The 21908-nt window shown below is 52.0% G+C and carries 19 protein-coding genes and 1 tRNA gene; 2 read left to right on the forward strand and 18 right to left on the reverse strand.

What is annotated here, in order from left to right; genetic code table 11:
* Positions 1-1588 precede the first annotated feature (1588 nt).
* Positions 1589-1676: transfer RNA gene (locus tag NTX59_12250), tRNA-Ser, on the reverse strand.
* Positions 1677-1991: 315 nt separating this feature from the next.
* Between NTX59_12250 and smpB the strand changes: the two genes are divergently transcribed.
* Positions 1992-2462 carry an SsrA-binding protein SmpB gene (gene smpB, locus NTX59_12255; protein MCX5786447.1) on the forward strand — a complete coding sequence of 157 codons (471 nt, stop codon included), beginning with the start codon at positions 1992-1994 and terminating at the stop codon, positions 2460-2462.
* A gap of 113 nt (positions 2463-2575) precedes the next feature.
* Here smpB and NTX59_12260 read toward each other — a convergent pair whose 3' ends face one another.
* The 14 genes from NTX59_12260 to NTX59_12325 form a co-directional block, all read right to left on the reverse strand.
* Positions 2576-3292 (reverse strand): hypothetical protein, encoded by a 717-nt coding sequence (locus NTX59_12260; protein MCX5786448.1) that lies wholly within the window; start codon positions 3290-3292, stop codon positions 2576-2578.
* A 47-nt stretch (positions 3293-3339) separates the two neighbouring features.
* Positions 3340-5115 (reverse strand): ATPase, T2SS/T4P/T4SS family, encoded by a 1776-nt coding sequence (locus tag NTX59_12265; GenBank protein MCX5786449.1) that lies wholly within the window; start codon positions 5113-5115, stop codon positions 3340-3342.
* A 191-nt stretch (positions 5116-5306) separates the two neighbouring features.
* Positions 5307-5645: a DUF192 domain-containing protein gene (locus NTX59_12270; GenBank protein MCX5786450.1), complete on the reverse strand. Its 339-nt coding sequence runs from the start codon at positions 5643-5645 to the stop codon at positions 5307-5309.
* Positions 5646-5749: 104 nt separating this feature from the next.
* On the reverse strand, positions 5750-7354 hold the full coding sequence (locus NTX59_12275; GenBank protein MCX5786451.1) for a S8 family serine peptidase: 1605 nt from the start codon (positions 7352-7354) through the stop codon (positions 5750-5752).
* A 112-nt stretch (positions 7355-7466) separates the two neighbouring features.
* Positions 7467-7997 (reverse strand): hypothetical protein, encoded by a 531-nt coding sequence (locus NTX59_12280; GenBank protein ID MCX5786452.1) that lies wholly within the window; start codon positions 7995-7997, stop codon positions 7467-7469.
* Complete coding sequence (locus tag NTX59_12285; protein MCX5786453.1) at positions 7987-8670, reverse strand: TIGR02253 family HAD-type hydrolase; 684 nt, start codon at positions 8668-8670, stop codon at positions 7987-7989. Before NTX59_12285 ends, NTX59_12280 begins: the two co-directional genes overlap by 11 nt.
* 118 nt (positions 8671-8788) lie before the next feature.
* Complete coding sequence (gene efp / locus NTX59_12290) at positions 8789-9364, reverse strand: elongation factor P (GenBank protein MCX5786454.1); 576 nt, start codon at positions 9362-9364, stop codon at positions 8789-8791.
* 109 nt (positions 9365-9473) lie between these two features.
* The gene (locus NTX59_12295) at positions 9474-10535 is read right to left on the reverse strand and encodes a M48 family metallopeptidase (GenBank protein ID MCX5786455.1); all 1062 of its coding nucleotides are present in this window, start codon (positions 10533-10535) and stop codon (positions 9474-9476) included.
* A 108-nt stretch (positions 10536-10643) separates the two neighbouring features.
* Complete coding sequence (locus NTX59_12300) at positions 10644-11207, reverse strand: LemA family protein (protein ID MCX5786456.1); 564 nt, start codon at positions 11205-11207, stop codon at positions 10644-10646.
* A gap of 12 nt (positions 11208-11219) precedes the next feature.
* Entirely contained in the window at positions 11220-12257 is a 1038-nt protein-coding gene (locus tag NTX59_12305; GenBank protein ID MCX5786457.1) for an aminopeptidase P family protein, read from the reverse strand.
* A gap of 84 nt (positions 12258-12341) precedes the next feature.
* Complete coding sequence (rsmA, locus tag NTX59_12310; GenBank protein MCX5786458.1) at positions 12342-13109, reverse strand: 16S rRNA (adenine(1518)-N(6)/adenine(1519)-N(6))-dimethyltransferase RsmA; 768 nt, start codon at positions 13107-13109, stop codon at positions 12342-12344.
* 92 nt (positions 13110-13201) lie between these two features.
* Positions 13202-14581: a UDP-N-acetylmuramate--L-alanine ligase gene (gene murC, locus NTX59_12315; protein MCX5786459.1), complete on the reverse strand. Its 1380-nt coding sequence runs from the start codon at positions 14579-14581 to the stop codon at positions 13202-13204.
* Position 14582: 1 nt separating this feature from the next.
* Positions 14583-15119, reverse strand: a complete 537-nt coding sequence (locus tag NTX59_12320) for a hypothetical protein (GenBank protein MCX5786460.1) — start codon at positions 15117-15119, stop codon at positions 14583-14585.
* Positions 15120-15164: 45 nt separating this feature from the next.
* Positions 15165-16862 (reverse strand): tetratricopeptide repeat protein, encoded by a 1698-nt coding sequence (locus NTX59_12325; protein ID MCX5786461.1) that lies wholly within the window; start codon positions 16860-16862, stop codon positions 15165-15167.
* Between NTX59_12325 and NTX59_12330 the strand changes: the two genes are divergently transcribed.
* On the forward strand, positions 16847-17128 hold the full coding sequence (locus tag NTX59_12330) for a hypothetical protein (protein ID MCX5786462.1): 282 nt from the start codon (positions 16847-16849) through the stop codon (positions 17126-17128). The genes NTX59_12325 and NTX59_12330 overlap by 16 nt on opposite strands.
* A gap of 225 nt (positions 17129-17353) precedes the next feature.
* Here NTX59_12330 and NTX59_12335 read toward each other — a convergent pair whose 3' ends face one another.
* The 3 genes from NTX59_12335 to NTX59_12345 all read right to left on the reverse strand — a co-directional run bounded on the left by NTX59_12335 (position 17354) and on the right by NTX59_12345 (position 21704).
* Positions 17354-18616 (reverse strand): LysM peptidoglycan-binding domain-containing protein, encoded by a 1263-nt coding sequence (locus tag NTX59_12335; GenBank protein ID MCX5786463.1) that lies wholly within the window; start codon positions 18614-18616, stop codon positions 17354-17356.
* A gap of 105 nt (positions 18617-18721) precedes the next feature.
* Positions 18722-20866, reverse strand: coding sequence for an ATP-binding protein (locus NTX59_12340; protein MCX5786464.1), 2145 nt, complete (start codon positions 20864-20866; stop codon positions 18722-18724).
* A gap of 250 nt (positions 20867-21116) precedes the next feature.
* Complete coding sequence (locus NTX59_12345) at positions 21117-21704, reverse strand: XTP/dITP diphosphatase (GenBank protein MCX5786465.1); 588 nt, start codon at positions 21702-21704, stop codon at positions 21117-21119.
* Positions 21705-21908 lie beyond the last annotated feature (204 nt).

Raw genomic sequence — 21908 nt, forward strand, 5'->3', positions numbered from 1 at the left:
GCCGGCCTTACGCGCGGCGGAGAGTTGCGGAGTTAGCCCTTAATGCCGGTTCCGCCCTGCTGGGCCAAACCGGCATTAAGCGCAAGGTATGGGAGGTCTTATGCAAAACCAAGACATGCGGTATTTCCTTTATGCCAGAAAGTCCACGGACGAACCTGATAGGCAAATCCTATCCATAGAGGCGCAGCTTGCCGAGCTCCGGGAGTACGCCCTGAAAGAAGGGCTTCTCATAGTCAAAGAGTTCATCGAGAGCAAGACCGCCAAGGAGCCCGGCCGCGAAATCTTCAATACGATGATAGCCTCCATGGAAGACGGCAAGGCGCAGGGCATAATCGCCTGGCACCCGGACAGGCTTTGCCGCAATTCCATCGACGGCGGAAAAATTATCTACCTTGTAGACACAGGCAAGATAACAGCTCTAAAGTTCCCTACTTTTTGGTTTGACCCCACGCCACAGGGCAAGTTCATGCTCTCAATCGCGTTCGGCCAGTCCAAATACTACGTCGATAACCTTTCGGAAAATATCCGGCGCGGCTTCCGTCAAAAACTCCGCAATGGTATCTGGCCCTGTTGTGCACCGCTCGGCTACCTGAACGATAAGAACACCAAGACGATATATCCGGATAAAGACCGGGCGGTCTTTATCCGGAAGACCTTTGAGCTTTATGCTACCGGCGATTACCCGTTGGCCGAAGTGCGGCGCATAATGAACGAGGTTGGACTGAAAGGGCGGCATACCGCCCTTTCAGTAGGGAACTATCAGTATATGCTCAAGAACCCCGTCTATTACGGGCTTATAAGGTATAAGGGCGAACTCTACGAGGGAAAGCACGAGCCGATCATAACCAAGGCTCTATTTGATACGTGCCAGGCCGTAATGCTCCGTAAAAGCAAGCCCAAGGGGCCAAGGTTGAAGCCGTACACCTATCGTGGGGTCTTCCACTGTTCCACTTGTGGCTGCTTCATTACTACGGAAACACAGAAGTCCCATAATTATCTCCGCTGTACCAAACGGAAAGGGCCTTGCGACGAACACTTTGTACGCGAGGAAGTTATAGAGGAACAGATAAAAGGAGAACTAAAATCTGTTTCCTTACCCCCGGCCCTGGCAAACGGGCTCATCCTGATGGCGGAAAAGGAACGAGCCGCGTTTGCCCAGGCCGGGGATAGTGCCCGGCAAAAGCTGCGAGGTGAGTTGGTTATCCTTACAGACCAATTGGGCAAGTTGCTGGATTTGGTACTGCAAGGCCACCTTACACAGTCCGAGTACGCTGAACGTAAAGCCCAATTGGTCAATGGGAAAAAGGAAATTGAAAACAAACTCGCAGCTTTTGCCCGGCAGGGAGCCAATCGGTTCGAACCGGAGCTAGAACTATATCGCGAGGCGGTTCACGTCGGGGAATTGGCGGAGAGCGGAAAAGCGGAGGAAAACCGGGAAAAGTTGAAAAAGATCGGTTCGAACTTCCGTATCGGCAGGCGGCGGCTTTCCGTCGAGTTCAAAAAACCTTGGGAATTTATATTTAATTTTAATTCTGCGCGCGCAGAAAATAATAATTTTTCTGCCGATTTTTTTAAAAGTGAAAAACTTCGGAAAGGGAGGGATTCGAACCCTCGATACCCTTTTGAGGTATACAGACTTTCCAGGTCTGCGCCTTCAACCACTCGGCCACCTTTCCATCTGTCGCGCCCTTCGCATACTCACGCTCAGGGTTGATTAGCAACCGGCCTTTAAGCGGTAACGGCCGGCGCTCCATGAGGGGAAACCGCTACTGCGGTGTCCCCTCAGCTGTTGGGAAGGGGTGGAGCTAAGCTCCCCTTCATCGTTCGCTTTGCCGCTTTTGGCGGCCCGCTTACTGAACCCCTTCTATAAGGTCCCCGCGCTCACTAACGAAGGTGATCGCGCGGGCATATCATACCCCTCACCTGCGGCAGATGTGGGGCGGAAAAATGCTCTGTTTTTTAATTTTATGATATTTGATAGTATAAATACAGTGAAAAAGAAAGAAACCATTGAACTTGTGGCCACCAACCGTAAAGCCCGCCACGATTATTTTATCCTTGAAACCTTTGAGGCCGGTATCGCGCTTGAAGGGCCCGAGGTTAAATCCCTGCGCCTTAAGCAGGCTGTCATTACACAGGGATTCGCCCGGGTTGAAAACGGCTCGGTTTTGCTTTACGGTCTGCACATAGCGCCCTATGCCTATAATACGATGAAAGACATTGATCCGCTAAGAGCCCGCAAGCTGCTATTAAAACGCGGTGAAATACACAAACTGGGCAATGCCACCGCCATCAAGGGGAATACGCTGGTAGCGCTTGAAGTTTATTTCAAGAAAGGCTGGGCCAAAGTGCTTTTGGGGCTTGCCAAGGGCAAAAACGCCTCCGACCGCCACGAGCAAATAAAGAAACGGGATATAGACCGCGAACTTCGCAGGGAGTTGGGCGATAAATTTAAAGGGTAAAGAAGAGATTACAGCGATGGGGAAGAGATGATGGCGCAGAGATTAACGAATTGTTGGTTCATCGTTGTAATCATGTCGTTTTATCCGCTGTCTGTTATAGCGGGAATCTCCGCCTAGAACCTCAATCCCGTACTGGCGTTAGCCAGTGTGCGGCCGTGCGTGAAAGTCAATCCGCCTGACAGATAAGCCAAATTCAATTTAACTTTCAAACCAAAAGTATAGCGGGGTTCAAAAACATATATTGTTTTGCCGATAAACGCCGTATTATTCGTGTTTTGTGGCGTCAATTGCGTATAGTCAAAACCGGCTCCGAAGTACGGAGCCACATGCGCGGCATTAAGGGAAAACATGAGGCCTGAGTTAAAGTGCACGGCGTAAAAAAACTTATAAACAGCCAGGTCGCCCATAGTAATAAGCATCATCTGCATATAATGAGGCGCGTCTGAAACTTTCCTGAGGCCGTAACGAAGCCCCCCGCCGGCGACAGTAAGCCCCTGATGGGATCCTGCGCGTATAAACCCGTCCAGGCGGTAGGGCATGCCTATATCGGCCTGCACCAGGGTAAGCCCGAACGGATGATCGTTTTCCAGAATAGTGTCATTCTTTTCAGGCGCGAACTGCATGGAGCTTTTAATACCTATGTCAAAACCTGAAAAACCGAGAGAGCGCGCGGTCTGGTTTGAGCCGGACCCGAGCAGACCTCCTAAATCTCTGGCAAAAGGCTTAAGGTCCGACTTCAACGCGAAAAGAAAATTTGTATAACCGGCAGCCGAAACCGCCGCCGGAGCCAGCATGCATAGCGCACAAGCCGCAAAAAATATTTTTTTCATCGTTTAAAACCTTGTTCCTGCGGCTTCCAGGGCAAGAACTTTTCAGATTACGACGCGCCGCCAAGGACTTCCTTCACCGTGGTAAGTCCAAGAAGCACCTTTTCAAGCCCATCCATGGCGATGGTGCGCATGCCGCCTTTCATGGCCAAATTTTTAATCGGTATGGCGGAAGGATCTTTAAGTATCTGCGCGCGGATTCCGTCATCCAGTATAAGAAGTTCGTGCATACCCACGCGCCCTTTGTAGCCGCTGCTCTTGCACTCGTCGCAGCCCTTCGGCCTGAAAATTTTCCTGCCCGGCGGAATAGTCACATTACAAGCTTCAAACACCGCGCGCTCTTCCGGGGAAATTTCGGCTTCTTCCTTGCATTTGCAAAGCCGCCTTGCCAGACGCTGGGCAAGCACAGCTTTCATGGTATTTGCCACAACGAACGGCGGCAGCCCCATCTGGGTAAGGCGCTCCAGCGCCGAAGGAGAATCGTTGGTGTGTATGGTTGAAAAAACCAAGTGCCCCGTCATGGCGGCTTCAAGGGCTATGCGGGCGGTTTCACCATCGCGTATTTCCCCCACCATTATGACATCCGGGTCAAGGCGCATAAAAGAGCGGAGCGCCGAGGCAAAATCGAATATTTTATCCACCCCGAGCTTGATCTCGGGATTTACCGGCACCTGCACTATGCCGTCGATGTTGTATTCCACGGGGTTTTCCGCCGTGAGTATTTTAATGTCGGGGCGGTTTACATAGTTCAGGCAGCCGTAAAGCGTGGTTGATTTGCCCGAGCCCGTGGGCCCGCACACGAGCACCAGGCCGAAATTCTTTTTGCCTCCTATGCCCTGAAACTGCGCCAAAAGTTTCTTTTCCGTGTCCGGCAAAAAGCCCATTACCTTTATGTCAACGCGCACTGAGGCGCGGTCAAGGATACGCATTACGCACGACTCGCCATAAACCGTGGGGATCATTTCAACGCGGAACTCTATAGGGTTCCCCTTGGCTATTATCTGTATGCGGCCGCTCTGCGGAATGCGGCGCTCGGTTATGTCCATTGAGTTTGTGAGAATTTTTATCTTGGCGGTTACGGCGTTGCGGTAAGCCCAGGGTATAAGAAAAGAGGCCGCATGCAGCATGCCATCCACGCGGTAACGTATAAGCACCTTGCTGTTTTTTCCGGTGGCATCTTCAAAAGGCTCTATATGTATATCGGAGGCCTTTAAGTTAAGGGCTCCCAGTATTATTGCGTTTACCAGCTTTTCCACCTCGGGAGCGTTGGCGTCCACATCCGAGATGTCTTTTTTTGAATCGTCCCCCGCCAGCGAAAACCCCTCTTCATCGGGAACCTTGGCGGCCACGGATTCCACCAGCTTGTTTACCGCGGCGCTGTCGCCGCGGCCGTAAACATTTTCAAGCAATCTGGTGATTATCTGGGGGAGCGCGAGGAAGGCCTCCACTTCAAGCCCGGTGCGCAAACCGATATCTTCCACCACCAAAAAATCCCTCGGGTCAGCCATCGCCAAAAACAACTTATTATCCTGGTGCGCGAAAGGCACGCAAAGCTGCTTCCTGGCCATAGCCTCGGGCACAAGCCGCACAATTTCCTTGGAAGGATTTACTTTAGACAGATCTATGGCTTTGAATCCCCATTCGGCGGCAAGGATTTTAAGAAGCTTGAGTTCCGGAATAAGCCCTAATTCGGCCAGGACCTGCATTAAAGATTTGTTTTCTTTTTTGGCGGTTTCCTCAGCGGCCGTCACCTTATCCTCAGGGACAAGCTTCTCCTCTATGAGGATTTCCCTCACATTCCTTTTTCGCTGAAGTCCTTTAGCCAAAATCATATCAGTTTATAATTATAAACATATTCGCCGGCTTTTGCAATGCTATGATAGCGCTGAGGCGCTAGAAGCTCTGAAGTCTGAAGTTAACTAAATTTGAAGAGGCCGTTTGTCGGCCATGGATCTGTGGCCGACAAACGGCCTTCCGGAACTTCAGCGCTTCAGGGCTTCAGAACTTCAGGACTGGTTTACCGGAAGGCCAACTGGTCGCCGACTGCCAGCCTGCCCCCGCAGCGGCCCGCGTTAAGCTCCAGCACGCTTTTTGCCCCGTAAACCCACGGCGAGAAGCGCCATGGCTTCAGATTTTCAACGACCCTGAGTGTTTTTAGATTTTCATCCAAAAATACGGCGTCTATGGCGAAGCTCATGAAACACATATGTATCATGGCGCACGGGAAAAGCCACAGCCCCTCCTCTTCGCCAATGGAACGGCGCGGAATAAGGCCAAAAAGCCGGCTTGAAAAAGTATCCGCTTTCCGGGCCTGTGAAACCACGGACAGATTTCTTGTAAGGTTGAAAACGATCATTTAAACATCTCCTCTGAAAGGTTGCAGGCAACAGGTTACAGGTGACAGGCAGAGGGCAATCCCGCAGCTTAAGTTCTTAGTGTTTCCTGCTGCCTGTTACCCGCTTACCTTATCACGGCGAACTTGCCTTTCGCGCTTCCTTTGTCGGTTTTAAGGTGAAAAACATAAACGCCGCTTGCCACGAAAAACCCCGACTCGTTTTTCCCATCCCAACCGGGGCTTGAAAGTTTTTTCACAAGTTCACCTTCCTGGGTGTAAATTCTAAGCTCAACATTTCCCGCCAAAAGTTCAGTCGGAATGGTAAAAACAATAGTTTTGTCGGTTTTAGGCCGGAAAGGATTTGGTAAAGGCAGCGATTTAAAGGCGCCTTTAAAATCCGCATATGTATTATTAACGGCAAGACGCATAGCTTTCAAAGCGTTTATACGGCCGAAACCAAAGTACTGGTCGGCCCCCGGCATGCCAAGATCGTCAGCGGAATTTTTCATTATATCCCAAACTTGGCCGGGAGAAAGTCCCGGTTTGGCTGACCAGATAAGCGCCGCAAGTCCCGAAACCATGGGGGCCGAAAATGAAGTGCCGGAAGCGTAGGTGTAGGCGCCGGCTAGATCCGTGGTTAAAAGATTATCGCCAGGCGCCGTAAGCCCGCCCTGGGTCATCTCTGAACCGTAATTTGAGAAAGAAGCCAGATTGTCGCCTGAGTCAGTAGCCCCTACCGGAATTACATGCGAGCAATTAGCCGGAGAATCGACATAAGAAGACTCATTGCCGCCGGCCGCCACAATAAGCAGCCCTGCTGCGTAAGCGGAATTTACCGCCGCCTGCAACTGTCCGGAGGAATCACAAGTGCCGGGCGAACCAAGGCTCATATTGATTATTATTCTGCCGATACCGGGCGAATTATTCTGGGTGACGGCATAATTTATAGCCGCGGATATGGTGGCGTCGTCCGTGGAACAGGAGCCGGTTCCGCTTTTATCGCCGCAGTTTGGCGTACAGTCATTATCGCTAAAGACCTTAAGAGAAAGCAGCTTCGCCCCCCAGGACATTCCGGCTATGCCGATGCCGTTGTCGGTGGAGGCGGCGGCCACCCCCGCGGCATGAGTGGCATGATTACAGGCGGGGGTGGGCGCGTTCGGGCTCTGGGCGCTTAACTGGTTGGGATCAAAAAATTGGCTTTGGCCGGTAAGCTTGCCGGAAAGATCCGGATGCGTCCCGTCTATACCGGTATCAAGAATGGCGACTGTGATTGTATTGGATGAGCCGGTATCGAATTCCCATGCGGAAGTTGCAAGCACGTTCACAAGCGCGTACTGGGAAGAAAGTAAAGGGTCGTTTGGAGTCTTTTTTACCCTGTAGGCCCGGTCCGGCTCCGCAGCTTCAAGACCGGTGACATTTTTTGCCAGGGCGAGTCCCCGCGTTACCGTCATGCCGTCAGGCAGGCCGACAAGCGTCCAACCGGTAGAGTCGAATTCCTTAAGAACGGCAAGACCGGCGGATGCAAGGTGTTTTTTTTTAGTTTCAGCGTCGGTTCCCGCCTTAAAGCGGGCAAAGATCATTCCGCTTGCCGCTTCAACCGCGACTCTGGCATGGCCTGAAACCGCCGGGTAAGCCGGAAAGAGTTTCTCTGTTTTGAGAGCGAAGCAAGCCGGCTCAAGACAGCATAAAAGAGCCAGAAAAGCGGCGAGTATCCGCCGCATTCCGGCCATACTACTGCCCGGTTGGGATCTGAATGGCAGGGAACAAAAGGAGTATACGGAACAAAAAACGGCAAACGGCAATGCGGCAAAAAAAGTCATCTTTGCTCCTACCGATTACCGGTTACTGCTTTTTCCTGGGATTTTTCAGCGCTTTGGCATAGGCCTCTTTAATGAGCTTTTCGGCTTTGGCTTTTAACGCGGAGTCGTTTATTTTAAAGTCTTCAGGCCAGCCGATCCATAACCCGCCGGGCTCGCGCGAAGAATTCATTACGCCGGCCGTCACCAGCAATTCCCCGTCAAAGGCCGTGTCAGCGTTGGCAAGGCGGGTTTTTGATTTAAGCATTTTAACGCCTGTCACGCTTATTTTTGGTTCGGCGCCGGGCGGGTTTTTGCATACGCCTTTGGAAAGGCAGGCCTCTATTTTGGCGTAAAGGCCCTTTGAAAGAAGTTTTATGTCTTCGTAGGTGCGTTCCTTATATTCGGTGACCGGCATTACCACGGCATTTTTCCGCCAACTTATCCCCTTCACTTCAATAACACCGGAAAAGACAATAGCGGCTACGGGAACGGTGCTTAATTTTACGACCTCAAGCGCCGGCGCACTGACCGTGACGAAAAAAAAAGCCAGAAAAAAAACGGTTTTACTTTTCATTCATCCCCCTTATGACCGCAAGCAGATCATGGATATCGTCCAGCTCGTAATCGGCTCCGGAAACCTTGGTGTCGAACTCATTGCCATATTTAGCCCAGGCCGTCTGGATACCAAGATTTTTGGCGCCTGTAATGTCTCGTTCGGCCCAATCGCCGACCATCACCGCCTCCGCGGGTTTTACCTTTAAAAGTTCAAGTATTTTTTTGAAAGGCTTGGGAGAGGGTTTTTTCTCGCCCGTATCGTCCAAGGTGACCACATGGTCAAAATAGTGGTGAAGGCCTAAACCGACTATGCGCAGCCAGACAGGCAGGCGCGGGGCGTCCGAAACCACGCCCATTTTAACCCCGGCCTTTAAAAGCTCGGTGAGGGTGAGTTTTACATGCGGGTAGAGGGTCATGTGTCCCTCTTTGGCCCGCTTGTAGCCGATGATCCCCGCGGCTAAAATTTTGTAATCTATCTGGCCGAACTCGCTGGTAAGAACCTTATCGAAGATATTCTGATCCTCTATCCCTTCCGCCCAATAGACCTTGAAAATTTTGTCCACCATTTTATCTTTCGGCGTGCTCAAGCCCGCGTCTATCATGGCGTCCACAGCCGCGTCCACGGAGGCGCGCTTCATACGCATGAAATCCATGAGGGTATTGTCGATGTCAAAAATTACGGCTTTTATCATAATTCCTTAACTTCTATTGCCATAAGTTTTATGCCATATGCTTTTTAGGAGTTTCCTTGTAACTTATGGCCTTTGGCTTATGGCTTATGGCTTATGGCGCCGAGAAGGTAGCCTCAGGCTACTTTCTCGGCTCTGTCACCCTTTCAACGTATTCAAATGTTCTGGTATCCACCCGTATTTTATCGCCTTCGTTCACAAAAAGCGGCACTTTAACTTCAAGACCGGTCGACACTTTGGCGGGTTTGGTGACATTGGAAACCGTATCACCTTTAACGCCGGCTACCGTCTCGGTGACTACCATCACTAAATTTGCCGGCAGCTCTATATTGTAAAACCTTTCGTCAAGATAAAGACCCTGCACTTCCATGTTATCGCTGAGAAACTGCATGAGGCTGCCTATTTTTTCCATGCTCAGGCCCAACTGTTCATAATTCGCATTATCCATGAAATAGGCCATCGTTCCATCGTTATACATGTAGGTTTTCGGACGTTTTTCCACCATAACTTCCTTAAATTTGTCCTCGGGCCTGTAAGCGGTTTCAATTACCGAGCCGGTATCAAGGTTTCGCAGCTTGACGCGAACCACGGCCCTGGCCTGGGACTTGCGGTGATGCTGATGAGTAAGAACCTCGACGGTCTGGCCGTTCTCATTTATGAAGATGTCGCCTTCTTTGAATTCAGTAGCTAGTATCATTTCGTGATCTCCTTCAATATCGATTTCGCTCAGGGGTTAGGGGCGATGGGTTAGGGTTTAGGGAAGCAATTCCTTATTTCTGCAACCTCTACCCTCAACCCTAGCCCCTCTACCCTGTAGTTTGCCCCCTGCTGCTTTGGTACGCCATTGCCTTTAATGCCAGTATCCGTTTTTCCATGGGGGGATGGGTGGCGAAAAGGTCAGCCGCGAGGCCCATTTTTTCCTCTATCAGGCTGCCGCGCGGGTCCGTTATGCACATATGCGCCACTCCGTTGTTTATGGCGTAAGTGGGCATGACGGCGTTACGTATTTTTTCAAGCGCAGACGCGAGTGAAAGCGGATTTCTGGTCAGCTCGGCGCCGGAAGCGTCGGCCAGATATTCACGCTCGCGCGAAACCGCCATGGCAAGAAGCCGCGAGAGAATAGGCGCAAGTATCACAAGCGCTATCCATAAAACGAACAAGACCAGCATCAGCGGTCCCAACCCCTTTTTTGAGCCCCCGCCTGAAGAAGAGGAAGATGAGGAGCCGCCGCCGGTAGAAACCCTTGAGTAGCGCGTACTTCTGCCGGCGAAATCGCTTAAGAGGCCGATAGCTCCGATGAGCGCCGCAGTCACCGTCATAAGGCGCATGTCGTAATTCCTTATGTGGCTCATCTCGTGAGCCACCACGCCCTGCATCTCCTCGCGGTTGAGCGAACCCAAGAGCCCCTCGGTGACGGCAATAACGGAATTGGCTGGATTCGTGCCGGTGGCAAACGCGTTCAGGTCAGGGTCCGGAACTATATAGACCGTAGGAGGCGGCAGCCCCGCCGCCGTGGCCATCTCCTCAACTATATTTATCAGCTGCTTTTCTTTTTCATCCGTAGACACGGCGCGCCTGGCCATAGTGGACTTGAGCACCATGGCCGGGCCGTTCAGCATGCTGTTGGCAGCCATACCCAAACCGATGAGGAGCGCTATTATTGTGCCGTATGGGATCGGCTGGGCGGTGTGGGTGTCGGCCTCGTAATAACCGGACGAGGTCAGGTTATATTTCGGGTCCGGCGCGGGATTAAAGCTAAGATAAAAAAAGTCAAACCCAAGCCCTATGAATAAAAACAGCGCCACAAAGACGCTCATAATGAAAGCCGTCATCCGTCTGTTGTGCGCCTGTTGTTCGAAGAGGTTCATAATGCAGAGGCTGGGGGCTAGCGGATAGAGATCAGCGGCGGAATACTAAGTTTTTGCTTAAAGAGCTCATTCCCCATCCGCCAACCGCTATCCGCTATACCCTGTCTTTTATACCGTCAGGTCCACCTTGGGGGTTTCCCGTTCGGGGGAGTCGGCCGGCAGTTCCCAAAGCGTCGCTGCAGAGAAGCCCATCATAGAGGCTAACACATTGGCGGGGAATGTCTGCTGCCGGTTATTGAAGCTGGTTACCACATCGTTATAGAACTGGCGGGAAAAACCGATCTGATTTTCAGTGTGGGTCAGCTCTTCCATAAGCGATTTAACGGATTCGTTGGCCTTGAGGTTGGGGTAATTTTCCGCCACGGCCATCAATCTGCCCAGGGCCTGCGTGAGCATGCCTTCCTTGGCCATAATGTCGCCGGGATTGCCGCCCTGCCCGGCTGAAACCGCGGCCGCGCGGGCCTGTATGACTCCTGTAAGGGTTTCCTTTTCAAACTTCATTTCTCCCTGGACGGAGGCGACCAGATTGGGAATAAGATCGTGGCGCCTTTTAAGCTGCACATCTATCTGTTTGAAGGCGTTAGCCACCTGATTCCTGAGCCTTATGAGGCTGTTAAAAATGGCCACTACTCCAAAACCCAAAAGCAACAAAACAACCGCTAATACAACCATATATTTCCTCCTTTATTTTGTCAGTATTTCACAACCGTTTTTTTTCACCAGCACAGAATCTTCTATTCTCACGCCGAATTTGCCGCTGAGATAAATGCCGGGCTCCACCGTAACCGCCATGCCCGCCTTTAAGGTTTCTTCCGACTTGGTATTAAGGGTGGGCGCCTCATGGATCTCCAGCCCCACGCCGTGACCGGTGCCATGTATAAAATACTGGCCGTAACCGGCATCCGCGATATGGTCCCTGCAGACCTTGTCCACAAGCCGGGCCTTTACTCCTGCCTTGACGGCCTTAACTCCCGCTTTTTGGGACGCGGCCACAATGGAATGGATTTTAAGAAATTCCGGGGTAGGCCTGCCGTAGAAGAAAGTGCGGGTTATGTCGGAACAATAGCCTTTGTAAATGCAGCCGAAATCGATCAATACCGCCTCGTTATTTTTAAGTTCGCGCTCCGAACTCTCATGGTGCGGCAGGGCTGAGTCGGGACCGAAACCGATGATAAGGTTAAAAGAAGGCCCTTTAGCGCCCATAGCCTGCATAAGGTCCTCAAGCTCTCTGGAAACCGAAATTTCCGTTCTACCCCGTTTCACTCGGGGTTTTATGCGTTTGAAAGCCTCCGCCGCTATGCGGCAGGAATGCCTGAGCGCGGTTACCTCCTCCCCCTCTTTTATGAGCCGCAGAGAAGCGGTAAGCCCCTTTTTCTCCAGACAACCCTGTTTTGCCCAAAATTGCCCGCGCAAATATGTTTCTGTCTCAGGTTCAAAGGCGGTTTTTTTTAATTTCTGTTCTTTCACCTTGGAAATAACCGCTTCAAGCGTGTTATCGCAGGAGGCGGCGTTTATGAACGGGGCTTTTGAATTAAACTGCTCCAGCAGCATTTTAGGCATAAAAGCCCAGGCATCAGTCCTTGAAACAAGCATAATGTAGCCGTCCATGGAGAATCCGGTCAGGAAAGCGGTTTCAAGCGGACGCGTCACCACCAAAGCGTCAATTTTATCGTCTTTAAGAAGCCCCTGCAAATCTTTGATTCTTCTAGCGTAAAAGTTCATGCGCGGCCCTCTCATGAAAAAATATTCGTCCTGATACCGTAATTATACAATTTTAAAAAGGGTAGGGGGGTCTTAGGGCTCGGTTTAACGAGCCCTTAACTCCGCGATTAGTTTCAGGTAATCTTCAAGCGACAACTCCTGAGGCCTGACTCTGGATTCCAGGTTGATTTTTGAAAGCGCGCTTTCTACGGCTGTCTTTGAGAACCTGCCCGAAAGAGCGAGTGAATTAACCAGGGTTTTTCTTCTGTGCGAGAAAGCGGATTTTAGTAAGCTGAAAAGTTCTTTTTCAAGCTCCGCGGCCAAAAACTTCCGCGGCCTTAAAACAAGCACGGAAGAATCCACTTCCGGCTCCGGCTGGAAGCTGGCCGCCCCCACGTCAGCCAGTAAAGTAATATCGGCGCGCGCCTGCGCGGAAATAGAAAGATAGCCGTAGTCGTGTGTACCGCGCTCCGCGGTCAGCTTGCGGGCCACCTCTTTCTGGAACATAAAAACCGCAAGCGCAAAATTTTCAAGGCGGAGGACCCGCTCAAGTATCGGGGTGGAGCAGGAGTACGGGAGATTCCCTATGAAAGCCGTCTTTGCCCCGCGCATTTCCGCAGCGAGGTCCAGTTCAAGAAAATCCCGGTTAACCAGGCTTATGCCGGGATATTTTCCGCGCAGGAAATCAGCCATCTCGGGGTCAATTTCCACCGCTTTAAAACGCGGCCCGTATCTGGGATAAAGGAAATCCGTAAGGGCGCCGCGGCCGGGCCCTATTTCCACCAGATTTTCAAATTTCTCCCCGTCAAGAGCGGAAACTATTTCAGCGCAAACCCGCTTGTCTGTTAAAAACACCTGGCTGTATTTAGGCATAGTTTAAGAGCAGCGGATAGGGGAAAGCGGCTAGGGGTTAGGGAATGAGTTCCTTAATGGCGCTAACCGCTCGCCTCCAGCCTATATCCCACCTACCCCAGCCTCATTCTCACTTCAGCGCCTGTTTTCCACACATCCCCGGCCCCGACTGTTATTAAAACATCTCCCGGACGCAATTCTTTGGACAATTCGAGTGCCCCCGGGAATTCCGAAGCTGCAATGCCGGTTTTTCTAAGCCCGTCAAGCAGCAGCCGGGAAGTGACTCCAGGAATAGGTTTCTCCCCCGCCGGATAAATTTCCATTACATAAACCTTGCCCGCGCTCGCGAATGCGGGCGGGAATTGGCGGAAAAGAAGTCTGGTCCTTGAGTAGCGGTGCGGCTGAAATAAAACCACCAGCCTGCGTCCTTTGAAAAGTTCAGCCGCCGTATCAAGCGTGGCTTTTATCTCGGTGGGATGGTGGCCGTAATCGTCAAGGAACTCCACGCCGGAGACCGTTCCAAGGCGTTCCAGGCGGCGTTTCACTCCGCTAAAATCCGCGAGGCCCCCGGCCAGCTTGTTAAAATCAAAACCCAGGTAACTGCCGGCGGCCATGGCGCAAAGGGAATTAAGCAGATTATGCCGCCCCGGCGCGCGCAGGCGCACTCTGCCTTTTTCGGCTCCCTTGAAAACCGCCGTATAAGCCGTGCCCCCCCCCTCAAGCTGCCTCATGTCTTTCGCCGTCCAGTCGGAGCGGTTTTTAAGGCCGTAGGTTAAAAATGGCCCCTTTAGCTTTCGGGCCATTTCAAGGACGTTAGCATCATCGGCGCAAAGGACGGCTGTCCCGTAAAACGGCGGTTTGGACGCGTAAGCCAGGAACGCGTTTTTCAGGTTGTCCATATTCCCGTAATGCTCAAGATGGTCGGAGTCGATGTTGGTAATGCAGGCGACCAAGGGGGAGAAATAAAGGAAGGAGCCGTCCGATTCATCGGCCTCGATGACAAAATATTCGCTTTTGCCCAGCCGTATGTTAGAGCCGGCGTTTTTAAAAATCCCCCCCACCACCGCGGTGGCGTCGGCTCCTGCCGCGTGCAGGGCCGCGGCCGTCATGGAAGTGGTGGTGGTTTTTCCGTGCGTACCGCTTACCGCCACGGTCTTTTTCAGTTCAGCGATTTTTGAAAGCATCCGCGCCCGTTGAACGACTTTCACACCGGCGGCGTATGCGCGCTTAAGCTCCGGGTTGTCCGGCCCGATGGCGGAACTGACTACCACGATATCGCTCGCGCCGAGGTTGCCCGCCTTATGCCCCGCGAAAACCTCCGCGCCCTCGGCCTTTAATCCTTTTGTTATCTCGGAGTCGTTCAAGTCGGAACCGGACACCTCAAAGCCGGCCGCGAGCAGCAGCCGGGCTATGCCGCTCATGCCTATGCCGCCGATGCCTATAAAGTGAACTTTTTTTATTTCCTCAAGCGAAAAATCAAGCGTGAAATTCATTTTACAGCTCCTTCAATCCGCGAATGCATTCCTCAAACCAGCTTTCGGTCTGCTGCCGCAGCCTGACGGCGTCCGGGTTCAGATCGGCCACCGCCGTATTATCAAGCCCCGAAAGCGTCCCTTCAAAACTTTTAGCCCCGCGCCTGAAAAAAACCAGGCAGGGCACGGAGGAGACAAGCGCCTCCGCCGCCATACGCCGGACGGCAGGCGAAAGCAGGGTCATCGGGCCAAGCTCATCAAGGAACAGTATTTTTTTATCCTTCGCGGCAGACTCAAAGGCCTCTTTGAAAGCCGTCTCAAGTCCGGGCAGATTCACTCCGTATTTATTCAGCCGCGCCGGACCGAACAGATTTTTTGAAGCCAGTTCAAAGCGCTGTCCGCGCGCGGTTTCAAGAGTAAAGCCCAAACGCGAACCGGCCTCCCTTTTCTCAATAGTGCGGAAACCGGAGAGCCAGTAATTGTAGCTGAAAAAAAGTTTCGCCACAAAGATCTCTTTAAGGCTGTAACTCCTGAAGGCTATAGCCAGATTTTTTTTCATTGTGAACAAGACAAAAGGCGCATATGCATAAAGTGAAGGAGCTATTTATAACTTTGAACCTTTTCCGCTCTGTGCCTCTTCCCCCTGCTTTAACCCGCCTCCCGAAAGCCATTTGATATTGGAGAGGGCTGTTTGATTTTCAGGTTCTTTTTTGAGCGCCTCACGGCAGGCTTTAAGGCCTCCGGCCTCATCTCCCTTTTCCACTAATGCCGCGGTCCTGCCCAAGTCGGATAGAACACCGCTTTTCACGTCAAATTCATCCAGGGCGGAATCAGCGCGGCCAAGCAACAGATAGCCGAGGCCCAGCACCGCGCCGAACTCCGGAACTGTTTCAGGTCCAGACCCGCGAGGCTGCCCCGCCGCCGTATTCGCGGCAAGCGCCGGGTTCTCCATCTCTTCAACCGCGTCGGAAACATTTTCAAGCCAGTTGTCGCCCATAACCCAAAGCCCCATGTCATTGCCGACATTTCTGGGCTTGTAGCTGACTTCAGCGGCCCTTGGCCCGCCGGCCCCGGGCGCGCCGGCTGCCTCCCGGCTGCCGGCGCTTTTATGCGTTTCAATGTTCAAAGAAAGCTTCGCGTCGTTTCCGGGGGAAACGTCCTGCATCATTTTTTTTACTTCAGCTGAAATAGCGGCCGCTTTTTCAAGCCTTCCGGCGGACTTCCCGGCCGCCATAAAATATTCCTTTTTCGTGTAGGAAAGACGCGGTCTTTTGTAAGCGGCCGACAGCTGGTCTTTAAGGGCGCTTGGCTTTTCCGGGTCTATTTTAACAAGCCCGGTTTTTGGAAGTTCCAGGATTTCGACCTTTATCTTTACATCCTCGTCTTCCGGAATTTTAGCCACGGCGTTTTCAAGCGGGCTGTCTCCGGCGCTTGTGTTTTCATGGGTTTCCGAGCCGGGCCCGCCGCCGCCCGCGTAGGCAAGCGTTATGGAAATGCCTCCCTTGTCATTTTTAGGAGTAAGCAAAAACGCCCCCTCCAAAACTTTTTTTATTTCCCCGCCGCTGCGTTCGCCGGTTTTCAAAAGCGTCCAGGCCAGACGGAAGCGCACCACCGAATCGCCGGGTTTTAAAACCAAAGCCTTTCTGTAAAGCTTTACGGCCGCGCCGTAATCACCGCGCCTGTCGTATAAAGCGGCCAGTTCGAGCATTGCATCCTCGTAATCCGGATAAATAGAAAGCGCTTTTTTTAATTCCGCCGCCGCCTGGTCATAACGCCCCAGCCGCGAGTAAAGAAGACCGATTTGAAAACGGTAAAGAGGGTTATCGGGCTCAAGCGAAACCGCGAGCCTCGAGTAATCAAGCGCCTTCTCGTATAAACCCATGGAATGATAAATCGAACCGATATTCATTTTTATATCCGCGCGGTCGCCCGCTATAGCGTCCGACCTGGTAAAATTATCAAGCGCCCCTTCGTAATCGCCCTGCCAGGCGCGCACTATACCCTTAAGCTGAAAAGCCATGGCATTCCGGGGATCACGTTTCAAAGCGGAATCAAATTCTTCCACCGCTTTTTGAGGCTCCCCTAGCCAATAGAGGCTGGCGCCGTAAAGCACGAGGGCGCTTGGATCGTCGGGGGTTTTTTCAAGCGCTTTCAAGAATTCATCCGCAGCTTCGGGATATCGTTCGGAGTTCATTAAAGCGTAACCTTTGCGCAGGTTAAGGGAGCTCTGTTCCTCCATCAGTCTGTCCCACACGGTTTTTACCTGCGTGTTTTCAAGCGAGGCAAATGCTGATCCGCGCAAAAGAAGAAAGCAGACAAGTATGGCGGCCGGAAGTGGCATACGATAAATGGATTATATTAATTAAAAGTAATAAAAGGAAACCAGATGAAAGACAAGCTGGTTTTAAGATTATGGAAGGTTTGAACGACCCAGTAAGGCAAAAACAGGCAAAAAGAAAGGGAGCACGAAAAGATTGCGCCTGCCAGATGCCTTTTCGTGCTCCCTATTGTACGCAACGCAACAACTACCGCGGCCTGCCGCCGCATGCCTCCCTCAGATACACATAATAGTAAACCACAACTATCTTATACCACATATCCCTTGACTTGTCAAGGCCTATGGTTAAAGGCACAACAAGGACAATCAAGCTGCTGGAGGGAAAACTGAAGACTCAAGATTTAGGATTCAAGACCGGATAAGCAGGAAAAAGTAAAAATCAGGGGAAATTTGGAGATTGTATTCTAATTTTAAATCTTAAATCCTGAATATAATCTTGTGACCGCATACTCTTATTACCGGGTACCCGCCTGCCCCAGTGTTATCTGCCGCGGAGCGTTAAATTTCCCTTCAAAGCCAAGCAGGTCAACATAAGAAACCCTCATCCAGTAAACTCCCGGCGGCAGCTGTTTATTAAGGTCTATGGTGTCTAACGCGTCATATTGCCGGTCCAACACGATCTTTGTGAAACTCTGATCGACGGCTATCTGTATATGGTAGGCCTGCACCGGGCTGGCCACTGAGATCATCTTTACCAGATCTTCGTTTTTTATAGCCCTGTAGTTCGGGTCAGCCACCTTGGGCACGCCTGGTATAAAATCGGGGTTTTTATCTCCCTGCTGCGTCTGCGTTCCTGTTTTTTCCGTCCGCCCCATTTTAAAGGAAATGAGCCCGCCTTCCAATTTTATCTGCGGCCCATTTCCCGCGCCAGCCAGGGTGGGGGTTCCGCCCTGTTCAAATTCCGGCGGCGGAGGAAGCTTTATCGGCTGTGATGGCGGCATATCAAGTTTAACCTCGGAGGCGAAACCCGCCGGCACTTCCACCGTCTTGCCTTGAGATTCTACGGAGGCGCGGCCGGTATAAACCTGCACAAGCGTGGTCAGATCATCTTTTATTTTGGCGCCGAATTCGGTATTTTTAGTTTTGGGGATTATTCTCGCGGAAGTAGTTACGACCCTAGAACGCATCCCGCGCATTTCCCCGCTCAGCAGCTCGACATCCGCCTGTTTATTGGGCGGACGCAGAACCGCTATGGAATTGGGATACAGGTTAAGGATTTCGCCGGTGTAAAATCTGACATCGGCCCTGGCGTTCACGGTGGTGCGCAGAGTGTCGTTTTTAAAAAGTTCCATCTTAGCTTCCACAGCCTTCCAATCGGCGGAGCCGTTGGGCCTGAGAAGGACCTCGTTGATGTAATTGATAAGCTTGGCCGCCCGATACTGCTCCTTTATAAGGACTGTCGGCACCCTGAGAGCCATGCCCGGCAGCGCGATTGAGGGGTCGGAGGAAGGCAGTTTGTTATATTTGAGCAGTTCATTCCACCTGGTCGGGTCTTTCAGGTAAGTTTGTGAAAGGCTCCAAAGCGTATCGCCGGGGCGCACCACAATATTCTGCAGCTCCTGGGCCGATGCCCTGCCGGCAAAAAGGGAAAGGCAAAGCCCCAGCAGGAAAGACCACACGCCTGTCTCCGGCATACCCCCGCCGTCTGAACGCCCGGCTTTGGCCCCACCACGTGCTTGTCCCGCTCTTTTGGTTCGTATGCTATCGTCTTTAGACATAATTTCGTCAATAACCCGTTACATTGCCCCAAAAGGGCGGGGCTTGCCCGGCTTTGCCGGGCCCCCTCGGTACCGAAGCAGGTGGCGGGGTGACAGATTGCCCGGTCATCCGGCCTCCGTCCTCACCGACACTTTGCCGTTATCATCGGAGGTCAGATTTTTGGGCACGGTAAAAATAAATTTAGCTCCCTTGCCGGGTTCAGACTCCACCCAGATGCGCCCCTGGTGCGCGGCGGAGATGTACTTGCAGATAGTAAGTCCAAGGCCCGTACCGCCCGCTTTCTGGCCCTTGACCTGTTCAAATTTTTCAAATATTTTATCAAGGTATTCGAGGGGAATGCCATCGCCCGTATCCTGGACAAAAGCCGTTATTTGACCGTCCCCATCTTCCAGCCCCAGCGTAATAGAGCCGTTTTCAGGGCTGAATTTGATGGCGTTTCCGATGAGGTTCGTAAACATTCTCTCCATAAGGACCGAGTCGGCCGTGAGCGTCACCGTTTTTTTTGCCTCAAGGATGAACTTGATATTCTTTCGCTGGCCCAAAGACTCCATCAGTTCAATAACTCTCTGCCCGACCTCGTTTAAATTGACGGGGGTCAGTTTCGGTTCCATCTTACCCGCCTCCATCTTGGCGATGTCGAGAATATTATTTATCATCCCAAGCAGTCTGAACGCGGCCTTATCCATTGACACCAGCATTTTACGCTGGGACTCGTTTACCGGGCCGGGAATTTCCTTCAGCATAAATTCGATAAAACCTTTTATGGCTCCCATGGGATTGCGCAGATCATGGGTAATGGAGTGAAGGAATTCGTCCTTTATCCTCGCAAGTTCCCTGTCAAGCGTGATATCGGAGAAAGCGACCAGCGTGCCGAGCTCCTCCGCTTTTCCCGGGGCGGTTATGGGCCGCACGAAGCATTTAAAAAAACGCCTGGAATGTTGCAGATCAACTTCAAAAACGCTTGAGAAATCCTCTTTTTTACTCTCAAGCACCTCGGCGATAAGCTCTTTTATTTTAGCGTCGCTTATAAGCTGCAAAAGAGCTTTTCCCTCAAACTGTCCGTCGGCGCTAAGCCCAAGCACCGAACGCGCGCGGCGGTTGACCAGCTGAACATTACGCTCCTTGTCTATCATCACTATGCCGTCCTCCGTAGAAAAAAGCACGGCTTCAGTGTTTTTTTGCTCCCGGATAATGCGGTCCACCTGCATATCGGAATAGGTTTTAAGGCGGCGCACCATGTTATTGAAAGTTTCCGCCAGGTCGCGCAGTTCGTCCGCGGTGGTAACAGTCACGGTCCTTGAAAAATCCCCGGCGGCAACGCCGGCGGCTACTTCCGTCAATTTGGTGATGGGTCTTGAAAGGTTCCTGGACATCAGCCAGGCCGCGGCCACCGCGAGCAGCACGAAAACGATCACCCAATAAAGCGCCTGCTCCCGCATGAAACTGGCGTAGCGGAAAGCGACTTCTTGCGGCTGTCTGACTATAACCGCTCCTCCTATTTCAGGGATCGGCGCATAGGCGCCAAGAAACTTTTTACCGCGGGAATCCTTAAATTCGGACGAGCCGGATGAGAGAGAAGTAAGCGCGGTTTTGGAAATCTGCCAAAGGCCGGCCTCTCTCACCTCCTCGGGATCAATATCGCCCGGATACGCAATGGCCCTGCCCTCGGAGTTAAGGATCACGGGGAACCCGCCGCTGCCAAGCTTGCGCAGATCAAGAGAATTCATGAAGCCTGCCATATCAAGCTCCGCCCTAAGAGCCATCTGTTTTCCGAACGGGTAGTAAAGGATCAGTTTTTTTGACCCGCCGGCCAGGCTGAAATTTATAACGCGCCGGCCGGTCTTGCGCAGTTCCTTAAAGCCGGGCTCGGAACCGTGAGAAACCAATGTCCCCCCGCCCTTGACAAAAGGGCTTATAGCCTTAAGCACCTCCTGTCCTTCGGGAGAAAGCACCGACACTTCCAGCATATCCCGGTCGGTTTGCAGGAAAGAGGCCATAAGCGTCTGTTTATTTTCCCAATCCATTTGAGCCAGGGCGTCCAGCACAAAGCGCAGTTCGGAGTCGGTGGAAGAGATACGGGAACGGAAGCCGGAAGCTATTCTTTCGGCGATGTTCAGGTGCAATTCAAGGATAGCGGTCTGCACGCCAAGCTGGCCCATGTTTATGAGCCGCCAGCCAAGCAACGAAAGAGGAATGACGGAAATGGCAAGCATTACCGCCACGAACTTATGAAAAATCCTTATCTTCACGGGAATATTATAGCATTACTCCGAAAGTTGCAATTACTTTTACTCCATATTGGGACAGGGGCTGAACAAAAAAAATGCAACTTTCGGAAGGCTGAAGGTTTAGAGCTAAAGGCTGAAGTTGGCCGTCTGGTGGACATAGGCCCTTAGTAGACGACCCCTTCCCAACTCCTTAAGTGACACCGCATGGCGGTTTCCCCTACCTGTTGGGAAAAAGTGCGGGGTAAATCTTCAACCTTCAGTCTGCCCGCCTTCACCGGTTTTTGAGCAGGTTAATCATGGCGCGCAGCGCCGCGGCCCTGTGGCTTATGGAATTTTTTTCCTCCGGCGCGAGCTCCGCCAGGGTTTTTCCAAGAGCATTCACCTCAAAAACGGGGTCGTAGCCAAAGCCGTCCTTTCCCCTGGCTCTGCGGGTTATAAAACCCTCAAGCTGCCCTTGCGCCATAAGAGATTTCCCATCAGGATAAACAAGCGCCACCACGCACCTGAAGCGGGCGCTTCTTTTCGCGGCAGGCAGGCCGGAAAGGGCTTCCAGCAGTTTTTTATTGTTTTCCTCGTAAGAACAGCCGGGGCCCGCGTAGCGCGCGGAAAAAACCCCCGGCGCGCCGCCAAGAGCGTCCACCTCAAGCCCCGTATCGTCGGCCAGCGCCGGCAGGCCGGTAAACCCCGCCGCGGAGCGAGCCTTCTTTAAGGCATTTTCTTCAAGCGTGGATCCGTCCTCATCGACTTCCGGCGCACCCGCGAAATCCGCCAGAGTTTTAAATTCAAAATCGGACTTGCCGAATATCTGCAGGATCTCGCCTGATTTATTGGGATTGCGGGTAGCCAGAACTATTTTCATAATTTATCATTACTATCCTGGCAGACAGAATTCAGATTTTAGAGTTTAGATTCTAAGTTTTAGATTCCAGCTCCCCAATTCCGACTCCTGAATTCTGGCCGATGGCTGTGTCGTAACAAGGGCTATCTCCCGCCCTTTTGGTTGAACTTTAATCCAAAAGAGCGGGGCTATGTCTATCAGACGGCCCGATTTCCGGCCACCTGA

The sequence above is a fragment of the Elusimicrobiota bacterium genome (genome assembly GCA_026388155.1).
Classification (GTDB): domain Bacteria; phylum Elusimicrobiota; class Elusimicrobia; order Elusimicrobiales; family UBA9959; genus UBA9634.